The sequence below is a fragment of the Robertmurraya sp. FSL R5-0851 genome (assembly GCF_038002965.1).
In the GTDB taxonomy this organism is placed as follows: domain Bacteria; phylum Bacillota; class Bacilli; order Bacillales; family Cytobacillaceae; genus Robertmurraya_A; species Robertmurraya_A beringensis.
Window position 1 is genome coordinate 321,814 of record NZ_JBBOOE010000001.1, and the last position, 16,820, is coordinate 338,633.

At 40.9% G+C, this 16,820-nt stretch carries 10 protein-coding genes and 2 riboswitches; of the genes, 8 read left to right on the forward strand and 2 right to left on the reverse strand.

The window, feature by feature from the left end; all coding sequences use genetic code 11:
* Nucleotides 1-18: 18 nt before the first annotated feature.
* The 3 genes from MKX65_RS01780 to MKX65_RS01790 all read left to right on the forward strand — a co-directional run bounded on the left by MKX65_RS01780 (nt 19) and on the right by MKX65_RS01790 (nt 5,539).
* Nucleotides 19-312 carry a hypothetical protein gene (locus MKX65_RS01780; RefSeq protein WP_340901991.1) on the forward strand — a complete coding sequence of 98 codons (294 nt, stop codon included), beginning with the start codon at nt 19-21 and terminating at the stop codon, nt 310-312.
* 320 nt (nt 313-632) lie between these two features.
* A complete protein-coding gene (locus MKX65_RS01785) occupies nt 633-923 on the forward strand; it encodes a hypothetical protein (protein ID WP_340901992.1) in 291 nt (96 codons plus the stop codon).
* A 440-nt stretch (nt 924-1,363) separates the two neighbouring features.
* Nucleotides 1,364-5,539 carry a 5'-nucleotidase C-terminal domain-containing protein gene (locus tag MKX65_RS01790; RefSeq protein ID WP_340901993.1) on the forward strand — a complete coding sequence of 1,392 codons (4,176 nt, stop codon included), beginning with the start codon at nt 1,364-1,366 and terminating at the stop codon, nt 5,537-5,539.
* Between the two features lie 109 nt (nt 5,540-5,648).
* Here the strand turns inward: MKX65_RS01790 and pgmB are convergent, their stop codons facing one another.
* Together pgmB and MKX65_RS01800 are read right to left on the reverse strand one after the other, a co-directional pair.
* Nucleotides 5,649-6,329: a beta-phosphoglucomutase gene (gene pgmB / locus MKX65_RS01795; RefSeq protein ID WP_340901994.1), complete on the reverse strand. Its 681-nt coding sequence runs from the start codon at nt 6,327-6,329 to the stop codon at nt 5,649-5,651.
* Nucleotides 6,330-6,370: 41 nt separating this feature from the next.
* Nucleotides 6,371-8,665: a glycoside hydrolase family 65 protein gene (locus MKX65_RS01800; protein WP_340901996.1), complete on the reverse strand. Its 2,295-nt coding sequence runs from the start codon at nt 8,663-8,665 to the stop codon at nt 6,371-6,373.
* Between the two features lie 334 nt (nt 8,666-8,999).
* On the opposite strand from MKX65_RS01800, the gene MKX65_RS01805 reads away from it, so the two are divergent.
* The 5 genes from MKX65_RS01805 to MKX65_RS01825 all read left to right on the forward strand — a co-directional run bounded on the left by MKX65_RS01805 (nt 9,000) and on the right by MKX65_RS01825 (nt 16,766).
* Nucleotides 9,000-9,941, forward strand: a complete 942-nt coding sequence (locus tag MKX65_RS01805) for an AAA family ATPase (RefSeq protein ID WP_377058841.1) — start codon at nt 9,000-9,002, stop codon at nt 9,939-9,941.
* The gene (locus MKX65_RS01810; protein ID WP_340901997.1) at nt 9,941-11,146 is read left to right on the forward strand and encodes a DUF58 domain-containing protein; all 1,206 of its coding nucleotides are present in this window, start codon (nt 9,941-9,943) and stop codon (nt 11,144-11,146) included. Before MKX65_RS01805 ends, MKX65_RS01810 begins: the two co-directional genes overlap by 1 nt.
* The gene (locus MKX65_RS01815) at nt 11,146-13,353 is read left to right on the forward strand and encodes a DUF4129 domain-containing transglutaminase family protein (RefSeq protein ID WP_340901999.1); all 2,208 of its coding nucleotides are present in this window, start codon (nt 11,146-11,148) and stop codon (nt 13,351-13,353) included. Before MKX65_RS01810 ends, MKX65_RS01815 begins: the two co-directional genes overlap by 1 nt.
* A 35-nt stretch (nt 13,354-13,388) precedes the next feature.
* Nucleotides 13,389-13,490: riboswitch (purine riboswitch) on the forward strand.
* A 99-nt stretch (nt 13,491-13,589) separates the two neighbouring features.
* The gene (gene guaA, locus MKX65_RS01820; RefSeq protein ID WP_340902001.1) at nt 13,590-15,143 is read left to right on the forward strand and encodes a glutamine-hydrolyzing GMP synthase; all 1,554 of its coding nucleotides are present in this window, start codon (nt 13,590-13,592) and stop codon (nt 15,141-15,143) included.
* 94 nt (nt 15,144-15,237) lie between these two features.
* A riboswitch (purine riboswitch) is annotated at nt 15,238-15,339 on the forward strand.
* A gap of 95 nt (nt 15,340-15,434) precedes the next feature.
* A complete protein-coding gene (locus MKX65_RS01825) occupies nt 15,435-16,766 on the forward strand; it encodes an NCS2 family permease (RefSeq protein ID WP_340902003.1) in 1,332 nt (443 codons plus the stop codon).
* The last annotated feature ends 54 nt before the right edge of the window (nt 16,767-16,820 follow it).

A 16,820-nucleotide genomic window follows, 5' to 3' on the forward strand; every position in this document is an offset into this window, starting at 1 on the left:
TGGATAGGAGATTACTATATGAAAAAAAGTACCTTTTCGAAGATAGCTTGGTCTTATATAACTCTAGTTTCTGTTGCTTTAGTTATATATTTGTTCAAAGTTCAGGAAAATGGTTATATAAACCCCGTTGGGCAAAAGGATAATATTTTATGGTTTATTATTCTTTTGGCAGTTGGATTAGTACTTTTAGGTGTGATGATGGCTGCAACTAAGACAGATAAAGAAGGTAGAATTGACTCAAAGACAATATTAGGAGGACTGGTAATAGCTTGCTTCTTTTTAGTTTGGAGAGTTGGTATGGTTATTTTCTAAGAGGTAAATAAGCATAAACATCAAAGAATAAGACATCCTATTTCAATGTCCTTCTAGTTGGTGGAGTTTCTACAAGCTATAAAAGCATAACGATACTCAGCTCCAGAAGAGAGTGGAACCAGGGGGGCAAATCATGGTGGGTCTTTAATAGCCTTGTTTTCCCTCGTATGGCGAGTAGCAATGGTGATATTTTAATTTATACATCTATAACATAAACTTTATTATGAGGGTCTCTATGCTTTAGGAATATTATTCTTAAGGATGGAGCCTTTTTTAAATAGGGTTAAAGTAGATGAAACCTTTCAGGAAGGTAATATCTTATGGATAAGAAAAAATTCTCAAAAATTACAAATCTATATCAACTTGTCGTTGTAGCTGCATTTATTATCTATGCCTATAATGTACAAGAAAATTGGAGAATAGATGTTTCAGAAGAGAAATACACGTTAATAGGCTTTGTCATCCTTCTACTTTTAGGTGGAGCGTTATCAGCAGTAGAGCTAAAAGCCTCAACAGGTAACGAAAAAACAATTTCCAAGAAGGCTATTTACTGGGGCGTAGCCTTTGCCCTTGTATTTTTCACATGGAGGCTAGCATTAGGATTATTTTAGGCTGAAAAAGATAAGTAGATTAAGATCAATCTCAGGATTTCCTCTAGATAGGATGTGAGTTAATGCGACGTGTTAAAGCGTCGCTTTTTTTTGTGTGAGCAAAGATATGTGTCAAAGGTCATTTTATTAGTAAATTTCTTACATGACAGGAGGTTGGACATAGGTATTTGTTCTGATTATAGAACGAGTGATTAATAGTATAATAGTAGTGTAAATTTGGAAATGAAGTATTTACTGATGTAAATATTGTTAGCTGCTTGTATAGATAGGGTTAAGATTTCGTTAAAAAGAACGATAAAAGAGATGAAAATGGTAAGTTGATAGTAATACCTCAAGTACTTCCTTCCAAGAGAAAGGAGGAATAATGAATTGGTTGGTTTGGTTAGTTGGGAGTACTTATTTGAGGTTAACTATAAAAGAGATTTAGAGGAGGAACACACTTGAAGAGGCTTAGGAAACAGCTTTTTGCAGTAACAACCATGATTGTCATGTTAATTAGCATGGTTCTCCCATATCGGGCACAAGCGGCTGAACCGATTACGGTTGCGGAGGCGATTGCGAATAATACGGGGACAGCAACAGTTGCTGGGTATATTGTAGGTTATACAATAAGTGGCAGCGGTGGAAAGGCTACATATGATTTTGAGGCGCCTTTTAAAGATGATTTGAATTTTGCTATTGCAGATAGCCCTGATGAAAGAGATGCTACAAAAATATTGCCAGTTCAGCTTACATCATCGTATCGTCCAACATTTGGATTGCTTACTAATCCCTCAATTATTGGGGAAAAGGTAGTTATCACTGGTTCACTGGAGTTATACTTTTCAGTTCCAGGTTTAAAGTCACCTTCAGCCATCTCATTCGACGGCACAACTCCACCTCCAGATGAGGAAGACCCTGTAACAGGCGAAAAAGGCTTAAAAATTCGCGACATCCAAGGTCAATCTCATACTTCACCATATAAAGATAAAAATGTAGTAGATGTACCGGGCGTAGTAACTTACGTTGTAGACGGTAGTAATTTCTATATTCAGGATCCAAATCCAGATGACAACCCAAATACAGCAGAAGGATTACTAGTCTACAAGCCATCTCATGGTGTTGCTGTCGGCGATAGTGTAACCGTTTCTGGTCTTGTTAAAGAGTGGGTTCTGGATGGATACGCAGAAAAGCTAGAAACGGACTTAGCAATGACAGAAATTAACGCTCAATCAGGAAAGATTACGAAAGTTTCTAGTGGTAATGAACTTCCTGCTCCGATCGTCATCGGTAAGGACGTTATTCCACCATCATCTGTCATCGATAATGACAAATTTGAAACGTTCGATCCAGCTGAAGATGGCATTGATTTTTATGAGAGTCTTGAAGGCATGCTCGTGTCTATTGAAAACCCATCCGTAACTGGTCCGCAGAAATATGGAGAAGTTCCTATCATTACGGGTCAAGTGGAAGGAAAAGCGTATACCAAGGAAGGCATTCCTCTTTTACCAAAAGAGAATCAAAATCCTGAAAAAATGCTTCTTCAGCTTGATGATCGCAGTTATGTCACAAAAGCGGGTGACTCTTTTGACGGAACTGTCACAGGAGTGGTGAGCTATACCTTTAGTAACTTTAAGATTCTCACAAAAGCAGCTGATCTTCCAGAACTAGTAGAAAGTGAAAGAATAAATGAAGTAACTACGATTCAAGAAGAGGAAGATAAATTAACAGTTGCAGCTTATAACATCGAGAATTTCGTTGCTTCAGACACAGTGAAGCGAGATAAGCTAGCAAGGTCGATGGTAGACAACCTAGGTTCACCAGATATTATCGGCTTAGTTGAGGTACTTGATGAAAGCGGAGAAACCAATAACGGTGTGGTCAAAGCAGACGCGAACTACAAAGCACTAAGCGATGCGATTGCTGGATTTGGCGGTCCAACGTACGCATGGACAGAAATCGCTCCTGAAAACGGTAAGGACGGTGGAGTTCCTGGTGGAAACATCCGCGTAGGATATCTTTATAACCCTGACCGAGTGACTCTAAACGAGGCACCAAAGGGAGATGCGACAACAGCGGTTGGATACGAAGACGGCTCCCTAACATTAAACCCGGGTCGTATTGACCCAACAAATTCGGCATTCAATAGTAGCCGTAAACCACTTGCCGCTGAGTTTACTTTCCAAGGTGAAGAAGTAATTGTCATCAACAATCATTTCAACTCAAAAGGTGGAGACGAACCATTATTCGGGAAAAATCAACCACCTTACCTTGAAAGTGAAGCGCAACGTGTGGAAATTGCAAACATCGTTAATGGCTTTGTCTCTGACATCAAAGAAAAAAATGAGGATGCGAATGTAGTCGTTTTAGGAGACTTGAACGATTTTGAATTCTCAGCACCACTTTCCGCTTTAAAAGGCGATGTTTTAACAAACTTAGTTGAAACGTTACCTGCAAATGAGAGATACACATACAACTACCAAGGAAATGCACAGGTTCTTGATCATATTTTAGTATCCAATAATTTAGCTGCAGCAGCAGAACTTGATATCGTGAACTTTAACTCTCCATATATGGAAGAGCATGGACGTGCTAGTGATCATGACGCACTAGTGGCACAATTAGATTTAGCGGTAGAAGAAGGGCCGTTCACCTTGTCACTTCTTCACACGAATGATACACATGCGTATGTGGAGCAATTCCCACGACTTATTACTGCAGTGAATGAGCTGCGTGCTCAAAAGGAAAATAGCTTATTGCTGAATGCAGGGGATGTGTTCTCAGGAACCTTGTATTTTAGGCAATATCTAGGTTTAGCTGACTTGTATTTTATGAATCAATTGGGCTTTGATGCTATGACTCTTGGAAATCATGAATTTGATAAGGATTCAGCAACTTTAGCGAACTTTATCAAGCAAGCGGAGTTCCCAATCGTGTCTTCTAACGTGAACATGACAAATGATTCTGAACTCGGGCCATTGTTCAATGATTCAATTGGTGGAACGAATGAACAAGGTGAGATTTTCCCAGCGATTATTAAACAAGTGGATGGGGAAGAAGTGGGTATTTTTGGATTAACAACGGAAGATACGGCATTCCTAGCCAATCCTGGTGATAATGTTGTATTTGAAGATGCGGTTGAAAAAGCAAATGAAACAGTGGATATGCTTGAAGCACAAGGTGTAGATAAGATTATTGCGCTTTCGCATTTAGGTTATCAGCCAGATGTTAAGCTAGCTGGTAAAGTGGATGGAATTGACGTCATTGTTGGTGGGCATTCTCATACCACGCTAACTGAACCAGTTGTTATTGAAAAAGAAGAGCCAACGTTAATCGTTCAAGCCAATGAATATTTGAAATACCTTGGTGTGCTTGATGTCACTTTTGATGAAAATGGTGTGGTCGCGGATTACGCTGGCGAATTAAAAGCGTTAAGCGGTTATGATGAAGATGCTGCAGCGAAGGCAAAGGTAGAAGAGTACAAAGTGCCTTTAACTGAGCTTCAAAAGCAGGTAGTCGGTAGCACATCTGTTGCGTTAAATGGGGTACGTGATGATGTGCGCAGCAAGGAAACCAACTTAGGAAACTTAATTACAGATGGAATGGTAGCAAAAGCGAATGAATTCATTCCAACGTATATTGCGATGCAAAATGGTGGGGGAATTCGTGCTTCCATTGATACCGGTGATATTACTCTTGGTGAAGTATTAACGGTATTACCGTTCGGAAACAACCTAGTTACACTTGATTTAACCGGAGAAGAAATCCTCGCTGCCTTAGAGCACAGTGTGAGTGCACCTGGTGCGGGTGCATTCATGCAAGTAGCCGGTCTGAAATTCAAATATGACGTTGCTAAGCCAATTGGTGAGCGAGTGTGGTATGTGGAAGCGATGACGGCTAATGGGTATGAAGAGCTGCAGTTGGATCAAACATACCGTGTTGCGACAAATGCGTTCACTGCTGATGGTGGAGATGGTTACACGATGTTTAAAACAGCGAAGGATGAAGGTCGTATCGCTGAGTTATACATTGTTGACTTTGAAGTATTTACTTCCTATCTGGAAAAATACAGTCCTGTTTCACCGGTAGTTGAAGGGAGAATCGTTCAAGAGGTGTCTGATCGTGTGGCACCAGATGCTCCTGTTGTGAACGATGTTACGGACCAATCGGTTGAGGTCACAGGAACGACAGAAGCAGGTGCGGTTGTTGAAGTGTCTGCTGATGGAACGGTGATTGGAACGGGAACAGCTTCATCAGAAAATGGAAGTTTTAGCATTGTCATTTCAAAGTTAACAGCTGGTACACAAGTCTCAGTAAAGGCGACAGATGCGGCTGGTAATGAGAGTGAGGCCGCAGTAGTGACGGTTCTAGATGTAACAGCTCCTAATGCACCAAAAGTGAATTCAGTCATTCATAATGACACCGTGGTTACTGGAACAACTGAAGCAGGAGCCACGGTGAAAGTGAGGATGGGTGACAAGGAGCTTGGTACGGTTGTCGCTGATAGTAAAGGAAAATTATCAGTAACAGTAACAAAGCAAAAACACAAAAATGAATTATCCGTAACCGCAACAGATGCTGCTGGAAATGAAAGCAAAGCAACTACTGTTGACGTACTAAAGAAAAACAAGAAGTAATAGAGAAGGCAGGTTGCTGTTGGGGCAACCTGCCTTTTAGTATGTCTAGAGGGGTGATCTGAGCAAGACTAGAAAAATGTAAGCCACTTTATTAAAAACACTCAATTTCCTACTCAAAATCACCGTTTTCTTTTTCAAAAAGCTCCTTAACCTTCTCAAAAGAAAGCGCTCCTGTCTCGCTATAGACCACATCTGCTAAAGGAAAGGATTCCTTAGGTCCGATCGCAACAGCAAACATATTCGCTGCCTTAATGGCTTCCACACCTGCAACGGCATCCTCGACTCCAATGCAAGATTCAGGCTCAACTCCCAGTAGTTTAGCCGCTGTTAAAAACACTTCTGGGTGCGGCTTTCCGTTTATAACCGTTTTGGCGTCAACGATGACGTCAAAGTTATTTTTCAGACCAAGTGATTCCATAACGGTAAAGGCATTTTTACTTGCTGAAGCTAGCCCTAGCTTTAGTCCGTTTGCTTTAATCGCAACTAGTAATTCTTTGATTCCAGGCAGGATATCAGACGGGCTAATTTTTGTAATGAGCGATAAATAATGGTCGTTCTTTTTTGAAGCAAGCACTTCTTTCTCTTCTGCTGAAAAATCACCAGATCGTCCACCAATCTCAAGGATTTTCTCTAATGATTCCATTCGTGAGATGCCTTTTAACAGCTCGTTATCTTCACGGGTAAAGGTAATCCCTATATCACCAGCAAGGGCTTGCCAAGCTAAAAAGTGATACTCAGCAGTGTCGGTGATTACTCCGTCAAGGTCAAAAATAAACGCATCTAATTTCATAAGATCTCTCCCTATAAAAAAGGGGCAAGCCCCTCATGTCCTTATTTTTTAAGAGTAACGGTCGTTGTTCCGTTTTCTGGTAGCACTAGTTCCTCGCCATAAAGCTTCATGAATAATTCTGGTCCTTCTTGTGCAATCGTCACACCATCTTTTGACACATGGATCGTTAAGAGATGGTTACGATACACGATTTTGAAGGAATAAGAAGACCATGATTTTGGAACGAATGGTGCAAATGAAAGAGTTTCATGGGCAGTTCTCATTCCTGCGAAGCCTTGAACGATCGCAAGCCAAGCGCCCGTCATACTAGTAATATGAAGACCGTCCTCTGTGTCATTGTTGTAGTTATCTAAATCTAGACGCGCGGTACGATGGTACATCTCGTAAGCCTTTTCCTCTTTTCCAAGCTCTGCGCCTAGAATGGCATGGACGGAAGGAGAAAGAGACGATTCATGAACGGTCATTGGCTCATAGAAGTTAAAGTTTCTTTCCTTTTCTTCGTAAGTGTACTCGTGATTTAAGAAATACAAGCCTTGAAGAACGTCTGCTTGTTTGATGAAGCAGCTTCTCAAGATTTTATCCCATGACCATTTTTGATTTAGTGGACGATCTTCCGGTGCCAACTCGTCTACCGTTTTTAAGTCTTTATCAAGGAACGTGTCATGTTGAATGAATACATCCAGTTCTTCATCATATGGAAGATACATTTTATCGATGATCTCCTGCCATTTGGCCATTTCATCTTCTGTGATTTGAAGATCGGATACACGTGTTTCATGACCACTCGCTTTAAGTGCATCAATGACTTCTAATGTATATCGAAGGGTCCAACGAGCAATCGTATTGGTGTACCAGTTATTGTTTACGTTATTTTCATACTCATTTGGACCGGTTACGCCATGCATCATGTAGACATTTTTCTTTTTATTGTAGTGAACACGATCTGCCCAAAATCTAGAAATACCTGTAAGTACGTCTATGCCATATTCGTTCCAATAGTCTTTGTCACCTGTGTAATTGACATAATTGTAGATGGCGTAGGCGATGGCACCATTACGGTGAATTTCCTCAAACGTGATTTCCCATTCGTTATGACTCTCAATTCCGTTGAACGTAACCATCGGGTAGAGGGCGCCGTTTAGACCTTGCTGCTGGGCGTTATGATAAGCACCATCCAGTTGGTTGTGACGATATACTAATAGATTACGAGCTACCTCTGGATTTGCAGTAGATAAATAGAGTGGTAAAGCGTATGCTTCGGTATCCCAATACGTGGCGCCGCCATATTTTTCTCCCGTAAATCCTTTTGGTCCGATATTCAAACGTGCATCTTCACCGTAGTAGGTACTGAACAACTGGAACAAATTGAATCGGATGCCTTGCTGTGCTTCGTCATCTCCATTGATTTCAACATCCGCAATGCTCCAACGCTTAAGCCAAGCTTCTTTATGTTCTTGGAGAAGGGAATCATAGCCTAATTCATCCGAATGGGTAAGTACTTCCTCTGCCTTCGTTATCAACTGTGCCACTTCATAATCTCTGTCAGTTGTGACAGCGACATATTTGATCAATGAGACAGGTGTATTTTCTAAAGCTTGAACAGAAATCGTATTTTCAACATATTCTTCACGCTCAGCTGTAGAATGAGACAAAATTTCTCCCTCCACTACAAGACGCATACTAGCTGCGACATGGAAGGTAGGAGTGCCAAACGGATTATCCTTCGTTTTCATGACTAGATGACCGTTGCTGTGACTAACGCCTCGTTCCACTTCCAACCAGAAATCTTCGTCATAGTTGGAGTCTTCATTTCTCACATCTCCATCTAAGTAAGGGGTGAACGTTACATTCCCGGAATAATTTTTCGGGGTTACCTGATACTTGATGACAGCAAGCTCTGGATGGCTAATCGATAGGAAACGAACGACCTCTACATCGGTTTCCTTGCCGTTTTGATTGATAGTAAAGCGACGGGTTAACACGCCGTGCTGCATGTCGAGCTCTCGATAATAGCTTGTGACCTGGTTTTCGTAACAATCCATTTCTTCTCCGTCGATCGCTACTCGGATGCCGATGTAGTTGATGGAGTTAATTACCTTTCCAAAATAGTGAGGATAGCCATTTTTCCACCAGCCAACCCTTGTTTTGTCTGGAAACCAAACTCCTGCGATGTAGGAGCCGCGGTGAAAGTCTCCTGTATATGTTTCCTCAAAGTTTCCGCGCATTCCCATATGACCATTTCCAAGGCTCATCATACTTTCTGCTAGTCGAAAGTCTTCTTTGTTTACGGTTGTTTCAACGATCTTCCATGGATCGATGCTAAATAATCTTTTCATGTAATCACCTCAAAATATTTTAAATGCGCAAACGTTTGCACCAAACGATAAAAAAATGCAAAGAGCTACACATCTATATTGTAAAGGATTTCATAGAAAAATGCCTTATAAAATTGTTATATTTTTTTGACAAACTTTTTACTCTACGATTTTATCAATATTTTCCAAATGGTGTAGGGTTGAAACTTCTGTCATAGGATAAACGTCTATTAAAAAAGGCGGGATTGATCAATAATATTCGTTTTTTACAGGAAATTGACAAATATATCTCGAATATATGTAGAAGGTATGAAATTTTTGCTATTAACAGGAGGTTGTTATAGGAGTGAGTCAAATGAATCCAGTGATAAACCGAATTCTTCAAAATATAGAAAAAGTAATGATTGGGAAAAGAAATGTTGCGGAGTTAAGTCTAGTAGCATTACTAGCTGAAGGACATGTACTGCTAGAGGATGTGCCAGGTGTCGGGAAAACGATGATGGTCCGTGCGTTGGCGAAGTCTGTGAGCGCAGAATTTCGTCGGATTCAGTTTACTCCGGACCTTCTTCCATCCGATGTGACAGGGGTATCGATATATAATCCAAAAGAATTGGAATTTCAATTCCGACCAGGTCCGATTATGGGGAATATCATTCTTGCCGATGAGATTAACCGAACGAGTCCAAAGACGCAATCGGCTCTGTTAGAGGGAATGGAAGAAAGTAGTGTCACTATTGATGGCGTGACACATAAGCTTGAACGGCCATTTTTTGTTATGGCGACGCAAAATCCAATCGAGTACGAAGGCACGTATCCGCTTCCTGAGGCTCAGCTTGACCGATTTCTTTTAAAAATGAGAATGGGATACCCAGAGTTAGAAGAGGAGATGGAAGTTCTGGCTCGAGCGGAAAAGAGATCACCCATTTCGGAATTACAGCCTGTTATCGACCTAGAGGAATTAAGACAGCTTCAGGAAGAAATACAAAATGTAGTGGTAGATGATACGATCAAGCGCTATATCGTGGATATTTCTCATCGCACACGAACGCATAGCAGTGTGTACTTAGGTGCGAGTCCGCGTGGATCGATCGGGTTAATGAAGGCCGCACAGGCGTATGCATTTATGCATAATCGCGATTATGTGTTACCTGATGATGTCCAGTATTTAGCGCCATATGTACTTGCGCACCGGATTATCCTCAAGTCAGAGGCGAAGTTTGAAGGAATTACGGCGGAGGATGTTATGTCACGAGTGGTGGAAAGAGTTCCTGTTCCTGTGAAAAGGCTTGTGAAGTAATGAGACAAATTTTTCTATCGATACAACATATTTGGAAACTGATCATTTTGCTGTTTCTAATCGCTGTCACGTTTTCGTATGCCATGTTCCAAGGTGGATTTGTTAGCTGGTTTTTATTTTATAGCTTTGTCCCGTTTGCTTTGTACGCTCTTTTTTTGGCCGCCTACTCTACTCGAAAGTTTCAGGTTAGTAGAGAGTTTTCTAGATTTGAATACAGTGCAGGCGAAACCTTAAAGGTGAAAATTCATTTGACGAGAACCAATGCTTTTCCACTGTTTTACCTGGTTGCAGAGGATCTATTAAGTGAACAACTTCGTGGCAATCAAAACGCAAAACTGCTTTTATTCCCGGGCTTTAAAAAGCAGTTTACATTTGAATACGAGATTCCACAGTTACCTCGAGGGGAACATATTTTTCAGAGTGTTCGCCTGAAGCTTGGAGATCCTTTAGGTTTAATAGAGAGAGAAGTAGACTTTGACTTAACGGATCGGTTCATTGTTTATCCTCAAATAGAGGAGCTGGTCTATCGTCCGCATGAAAACCAGTTTGACCAAGGGATGACCGCTTCCAAAGAACGAGTGCAGAGAGATACGACGATGGCGATTGGTCTCCGAGAATACCAGCCGGGAGATAAGTTCTCTTGGATCAATTGGAAAGCAAGTGCGAAGCGGAATGATCTTATGACGAAGGAATTTGAACAGCGTCAATCACATGATATTTGCCTGATTATGGACTGTGTACCATCCGCAGGGTTTGAGACGGTGGTTTCCTTTACGGCATCTTTAGTAAAGGGAATTCTTCGAAAAGGAGCACAGGTGGGGCTATTAACCTTGGGTAAGGATCGCCAATTCTTTCCTGTCCGTAGTGGGGAAGATCATCAACAGAGCCTTTTTTATCATCTGGCTAAAATTAAAGCAGAGAGTCAAGTACCCTTAGATAGAGTACTTGGGGGAGAAAGCTTTCTTGGAAACCAAACCGTCTCCTTTATGCTGGTGACTTCTCAACTAACCAAGCCACTAATTGAAAAAGCAAGCTTTTTCTCTGTGAAAAAAGGAGCAGTGACCCTCTATTTGGTGAAAAACCAAGGAGAGTCCTTGAATCCGTTAGAAATTTCTTTGAAAAGTTCCGCAAATGCTAGAGGCGTTCGAGTGGTGCTTGTTCATGCAGGGCATTTTTCTGAGGTGTTTTCGGAGGTGAGCAGGTAATGATAAAAGGGAATAAGAAAAAAGAAACGACGACCACTCTCTTTCTTTACTTGCTTGGGTTTTTATTACTGTGGGAGTGGTTACGGCCAGTTGACGAATTAACCGATACAGGAAATGTTTATATCTTTCTCGGGTTTTTGTTGTTATGCTTAGTGATTTCCTTTACGAAGGTTCAGATGTTATTAGGAGCACTGTTGAAGGTCGTTTATATCCTTTATTTTATTCATCGCTATTATTTTGAAGGGTCATTTTTTCAATTATCATGGTTCTCACAGTTTTGGGATGATTTGATCCTCAATATCAGTTATTCGTTCCAGATGGAATGGAATGCGCTAACCTTTGAATTTAGAAGCCTTCTGTTCTTTATTTTGCTTTGGCTTATGGCTTATTTGATCCACTATTGGCTGATTATTCGTAGACAAATGTTTATTTTCTTTTTTATGACGCTTGTTTACATTACCGTATTAGACACGTTTACCCCTTACGAAGCAGACGGTGCGATTGTTCGAACTGTAGTTGTTGGTTTTGCAGTGATGGGAATGTTAACATTTCACCGTTTGGTTGAGAGAGAAGCTATTGTGAAGGGGGTATCCTCCAAAGGTAAGTGGGGGCTCCCTCTATTATTAATGATTGGAGCCAGTGTGGCCCTAGGTTTCGGTGGGCCAAAAGCGGAACCGATTTGGCCGGATCCTGTTCCGTACCTGACTTCCTATTCAGAAGATAGTGGAGGAGGAGCGGGTGGACAAAGGGTAGGTTATGGTACCGATGATACGAGTCTAGGAGGTCCGTTTATTGGAGATGATACCGTTGTTTACGAGACGGAAGTGGACCAAAGGCATTACTGGAGAGTAGAAACAAAGGATATTTATACGGGAAAGGGCTGGGAGGTATCGAGCTTTGATGATCCAGTTCCATTCACTCAAAATGATGTGTTCCCAATTAGCTCCTTTAATCAGGAAGGATTAGAGGTAAAGGAGCTAACAGCAAATGTATCTTCTGTTCGAAGTTATCCTCATATTATTTATCCGTTAGGGTTGAAATCTGTTAGTACCGAGAATGTAAGCTACTCTTTCCGGGTCAATGAAGGACTCGAAAAGGTATATACTTTAGAAGCTGATCGAACAGCGCCGTTGGAAGAATACACTGTCTCATACGATATTCCGAGATATAGTGTAACGGCAATGAAGGCGACCAAGAGCTTAGAGGAAGCTGGGTTAAGTCCAGAGTTTATCTATCAATATACGCAACTTCCTGAAACATTGCCGCAACGAGTGAAGGACTTGGCGCTTGAAATTACAGGTGAACAAGAAACATGGTTTGATAAAGCTAGAGCAGTAGAAAGATATTTTGGGCAGAACGGATTTACGTATGATCAGATTGATGTGGCTGTACCAGGGGCGGATGAGGATTACGTGGATCAGTTTTTATTTGAAACGCTAAGAGGATATTGTGATAATTATTCCACCTCCATGGTTGTTTTATTACGCTCAGTAGGTATTCCTTCTCGCTGGGTTAAGGGATATACAGAAGGGGAGTATCAAGGGCCAACGGTATCAGGGAAACGAGGCTATACGATTACCAATAACAATGCGCACTCGTGGGTTGAGGTATATTTTCCTGAGGTAGGTTGGGTTCCTTTTGAGCCTACGCAAGGTTTTTCAAGTAATGTTCAACTAAATTTTGATTCAACCACTGAGAACTCAACGGAGGTAGAGACACCTGAAACGGAGGAACAGCCTGAAGTAGAAAGACCAGAAGAAGCTCCTGAAGAAGCAGCTTCCACTGAAAGCTCTTTTTCTTGGAAGGAATTATGGTCTAAAATGGAGGCAGGTTTTGTTAAACACTGGAAACGGGGACTGATCACTTTGAGTGTGATGGGACTAGTTGCCTACATTGCCTATAAACTAAGGTTAAAATGGCTTCCATATGTACTGGTTCTCATTTTTAGGTTCAGGAAAAAAGATGATGACTTCCAAAGAGCCTATTTGGCCTTGTTGAAGCAGCTCGATCGATATGGGATTAAGAGAAAGGAACATCAAACACTCCGAGACTACGCCGAGTATGTTGATTACTTCTTTTCCTCGAAAGATATGGGGACACTTACTTCTCTATACGAGAGATATGTGTACAAAGGGACGCTTGAAGAAGGAAGCTGGGACCGAACGCGAGAATTGTGGGAAAATTTAATTAAAAAGACAATTGCTTGACCGATAAAACGACATGTTGTTACAATAATCTCTAATATTATAAAAATGTATCTCTTCATATATCCTCGAAAATATGGTTCGAGAGTCTCTACCAAATCGCCGTAAATGATTTGACTATGAAGGCGGAGCTTTCTATGGTTGTTAGAGATATCAAGCTAGAATTCTGCCTTCAAAATTTTTTTTGGGGGAAGAATTCTAGCTTTTTTATTTGGAATAATAATTATGAGGTGAATTGAATGTCTGAAAAGGTAGGTTTATCAGGTCAGGAAATGATCGTTGTATTGGACTTTGGAAGTCAGTACAATCAGTTGATTACTAGAAGGATTCGTGAATTTGGTGTGTATAGTGAACTGCACCCGCATACGATTACTGCAGATGAAATCCGTCAAATGAATCCAAAGGGGATTATTTTATCTGGTGGTCCAAACAGCGTGTACGATGAAGGATCATTCCGTTGCGATGAGAAGATTTTTGAACTTGGCTTGCCAATCCTAGGAATTTGTTATGGCATGCAGCTAATGACAACTCATTTTAATGGGAAAGTGGAGCCAGCAAAGCACCGTGAGTATGGAAAAGCGGCTATTCAAATTGAAAACAATTCGAAATTATTTGCTGACCTTCCACAGGAGCAAATCGTTTGGATGAGCCATGGAGATTTAGTAGTAGAAGCTCCTCCAGGCTTTACAGTCGATGCAGTTAGTCCGTCTTGTCCGATTTCTTCTATGAGTGATGCGGATCGTAAGTTATACGGGGTACAATTCCATCCAGAGGTTCGCCACTCTGTTTATGGAAATGAGCTGTTAAAGAATTTCGTATTCGGTGTTTGTGAATGTGCTGGAAACTGGTCGATGGAAAACTTTATCGAAGTTGAAATGGAAAAAATCCGCCAGCAAGTGGGGGACAAAAAAGTTCTTTGTGCACTAAGTGGTGGGGTGGATTCATCCGTTGTAGCGGTACTTATTCATAAAGCAATTGGTGACCAATTAACATGTATCTTCGTTGACCACGGCTTACTTCGTAAAGGGGAAGCTGAAAGTGTAATGAAAACTTTTGCAGAAGGCTTTAACATGAACGTGATTAAGGTGGATGCGAAGGAGCGCTTCTTAGGGAAGTTGGCTGGAGTAAGTGACCCAGAACAAAAGCGTAAAATCATCGGTAATGAGTTTATTTATGTGTTTGATGATGAAGCGGCAAAACTTGAGGGAATTGATTTCCTAGCACAGGGTACACTATATACTGATATTATTGAAAGTGGTACGGCTACAGCTCAAACGATTAAGTCACATCACAATGTGGGTGGTCTTCCTGAAGACATGCAATTCACATTAATTGAGCCACTTAGCACACTATTCAAGGATGAAGTACGTGCGCTTGGTACGGAACTTGGAATTTCTGATGAAGTTGTTTGGCGTCAACCTTTCCCAGGACCAGGACTTGGCATTCGTGTGCTTGGAGAAATTTCTGATGATAAGCTTGAAATCGTTCGTGAATCGGATGCGATTTTACGTGCGGAAATTAAGAAGGCTGGACTGGATCGTGATATTTGGCAATACTTCACTGTCCTACCTGACATTCGTTCAGTAGGTGTAATGGGAGATGCTCGTACGTATGATTATACGATCGGTATTCGTGCGGTTACTTCTATTGATGGGATGACTTCTGACTGGGCAAGAATTCCGTGGGAAGTATTAGAAATCATTTCTACTCGTATTGTTAACGAAGTTAGCCATGTAAACCGAGTCGTCTATGATATCACAAGTAAGCCACCAGCAACAATTGAGTGGGAATAAAATCTAACAAAATACGAACAATAAAACGGACATTTGAAAAAATGTTCGTTTTTATATTGACGAAAATCCGAGACCTTGGTATGATGAAAAAGTACTAATAAATGTCGTTTTTCGTCGTATAATCTTGGGGATATGGCCCAGAAGTTTCTACCGAGCTACCGTAAATAGCTTGACTACGAGGTGAGTGATAAATGGGCTCTTTCTTGGCCTTTATTTCGCGAATCTTTGTTGTCAGGCGCTCCTCGTTGTTGGAGCGTTTTTATTTTTCTAAAAATGGAGGAAAAGAAAGAAATGAAAAAATACTTTCAATTTGAAGAGCTTGGAACGAACTATCGTCGCGAGTTTATGGGTGGATTAACTACCTTCCTAGCAATGGCATATATTTTAGTAGTCAACCCACTTACGTTGACACTAGCAGATGTACCGGATCTTCCTGATACGATGCGTATGGATTATGGAGCGGTCTTTGTCGCTACAGCATTAGCAGCAGCAGTAGGGTCAATCATTATGGGACTCATAGGTAAGTTCCCGATTGCATTAGCACCTGGTATGGGTCTGAATGCATTCTTTGCTTACTCAGTTGTCTTAACACATGGAGCCCCATGGCAACATGCATTAGCAGCAGTATTTATTTCAAGTGTGTTCTTCTTATTATTAACCATCTCAGGGTTACGTGAAAAAATCATTAACGCGATTCCGGTAGAATTAAAGCACGCAGTGGGTGCTGGTATCGGATTGTTCATTACTTTTATTGGTTTAAAAAATGCAGGCATTATCGTAAATAATGAGGCAACATTGGTTGGACTTGGTGATTTAACCGCTGGAAATACACTACTTGCTATTTTTGGTCTTCTAATCACAGTGATCATGATGACAAGAGGTATTAACGGAGCCGTATTCTTCGGAATGATTATTATGGTTATCGTTGGTATGATCTTTAACTTAATTGATGCACCTGAAACGGTTGTTGGTCCTGTACCAAGTCTTGAACCAACATTCGGTTCTCTATTCTCAGCGTTTGGTGATCCATCTTTCTACACTGCAACGATGCTTGGAATCATATTAACTTTCTTATTCGTTGACTTCTTTGATAACGCAGGAACGCTTGTAGCCGTTGCAAACCAAGCGGGACTAATGAAAGAAAATAAACTTCCTAATGCAGGAAGAGCACTGTTTGCAGATTCTATTGCTTCATTACTAGGTTCGATTTTTGGAACGTCAACAACGACTTCTTATATTGAATCATCTGCAGGGGTAGCTTCAGGAGCAAGAACAGGTTTTGCGGCACTTGTAACAGCAGGATTTTTCCTATTATCATTATTTTTCTTCCCAGTATTATCGGTTGTTACATCACCTGTAACTGCGCCGGCTCTAATTATTGTAGGGGTACTCATGGTATCTTCTTTAGGAAAAATTGAGTGGAATCGTTTTGAGATTGCTGTACCATCTTTCTTAACCATCATTGCTATGCCACTAACGTATAGCATTGCAACAGGTATCGCAGCTGGATTCATTTTCTACCCAATTACGATGATGGTAAAAGGGCGTACAAAAGAAATTCACCCAGTGATGTATGTATTCTTTGTTATCTTCGTATTATACTTTATGTTCTTAACTGAATAGGATTTAGGGTTGGCTACTTGTAGTCAACCCCTTTTATTATGACGTTTTTTTGAA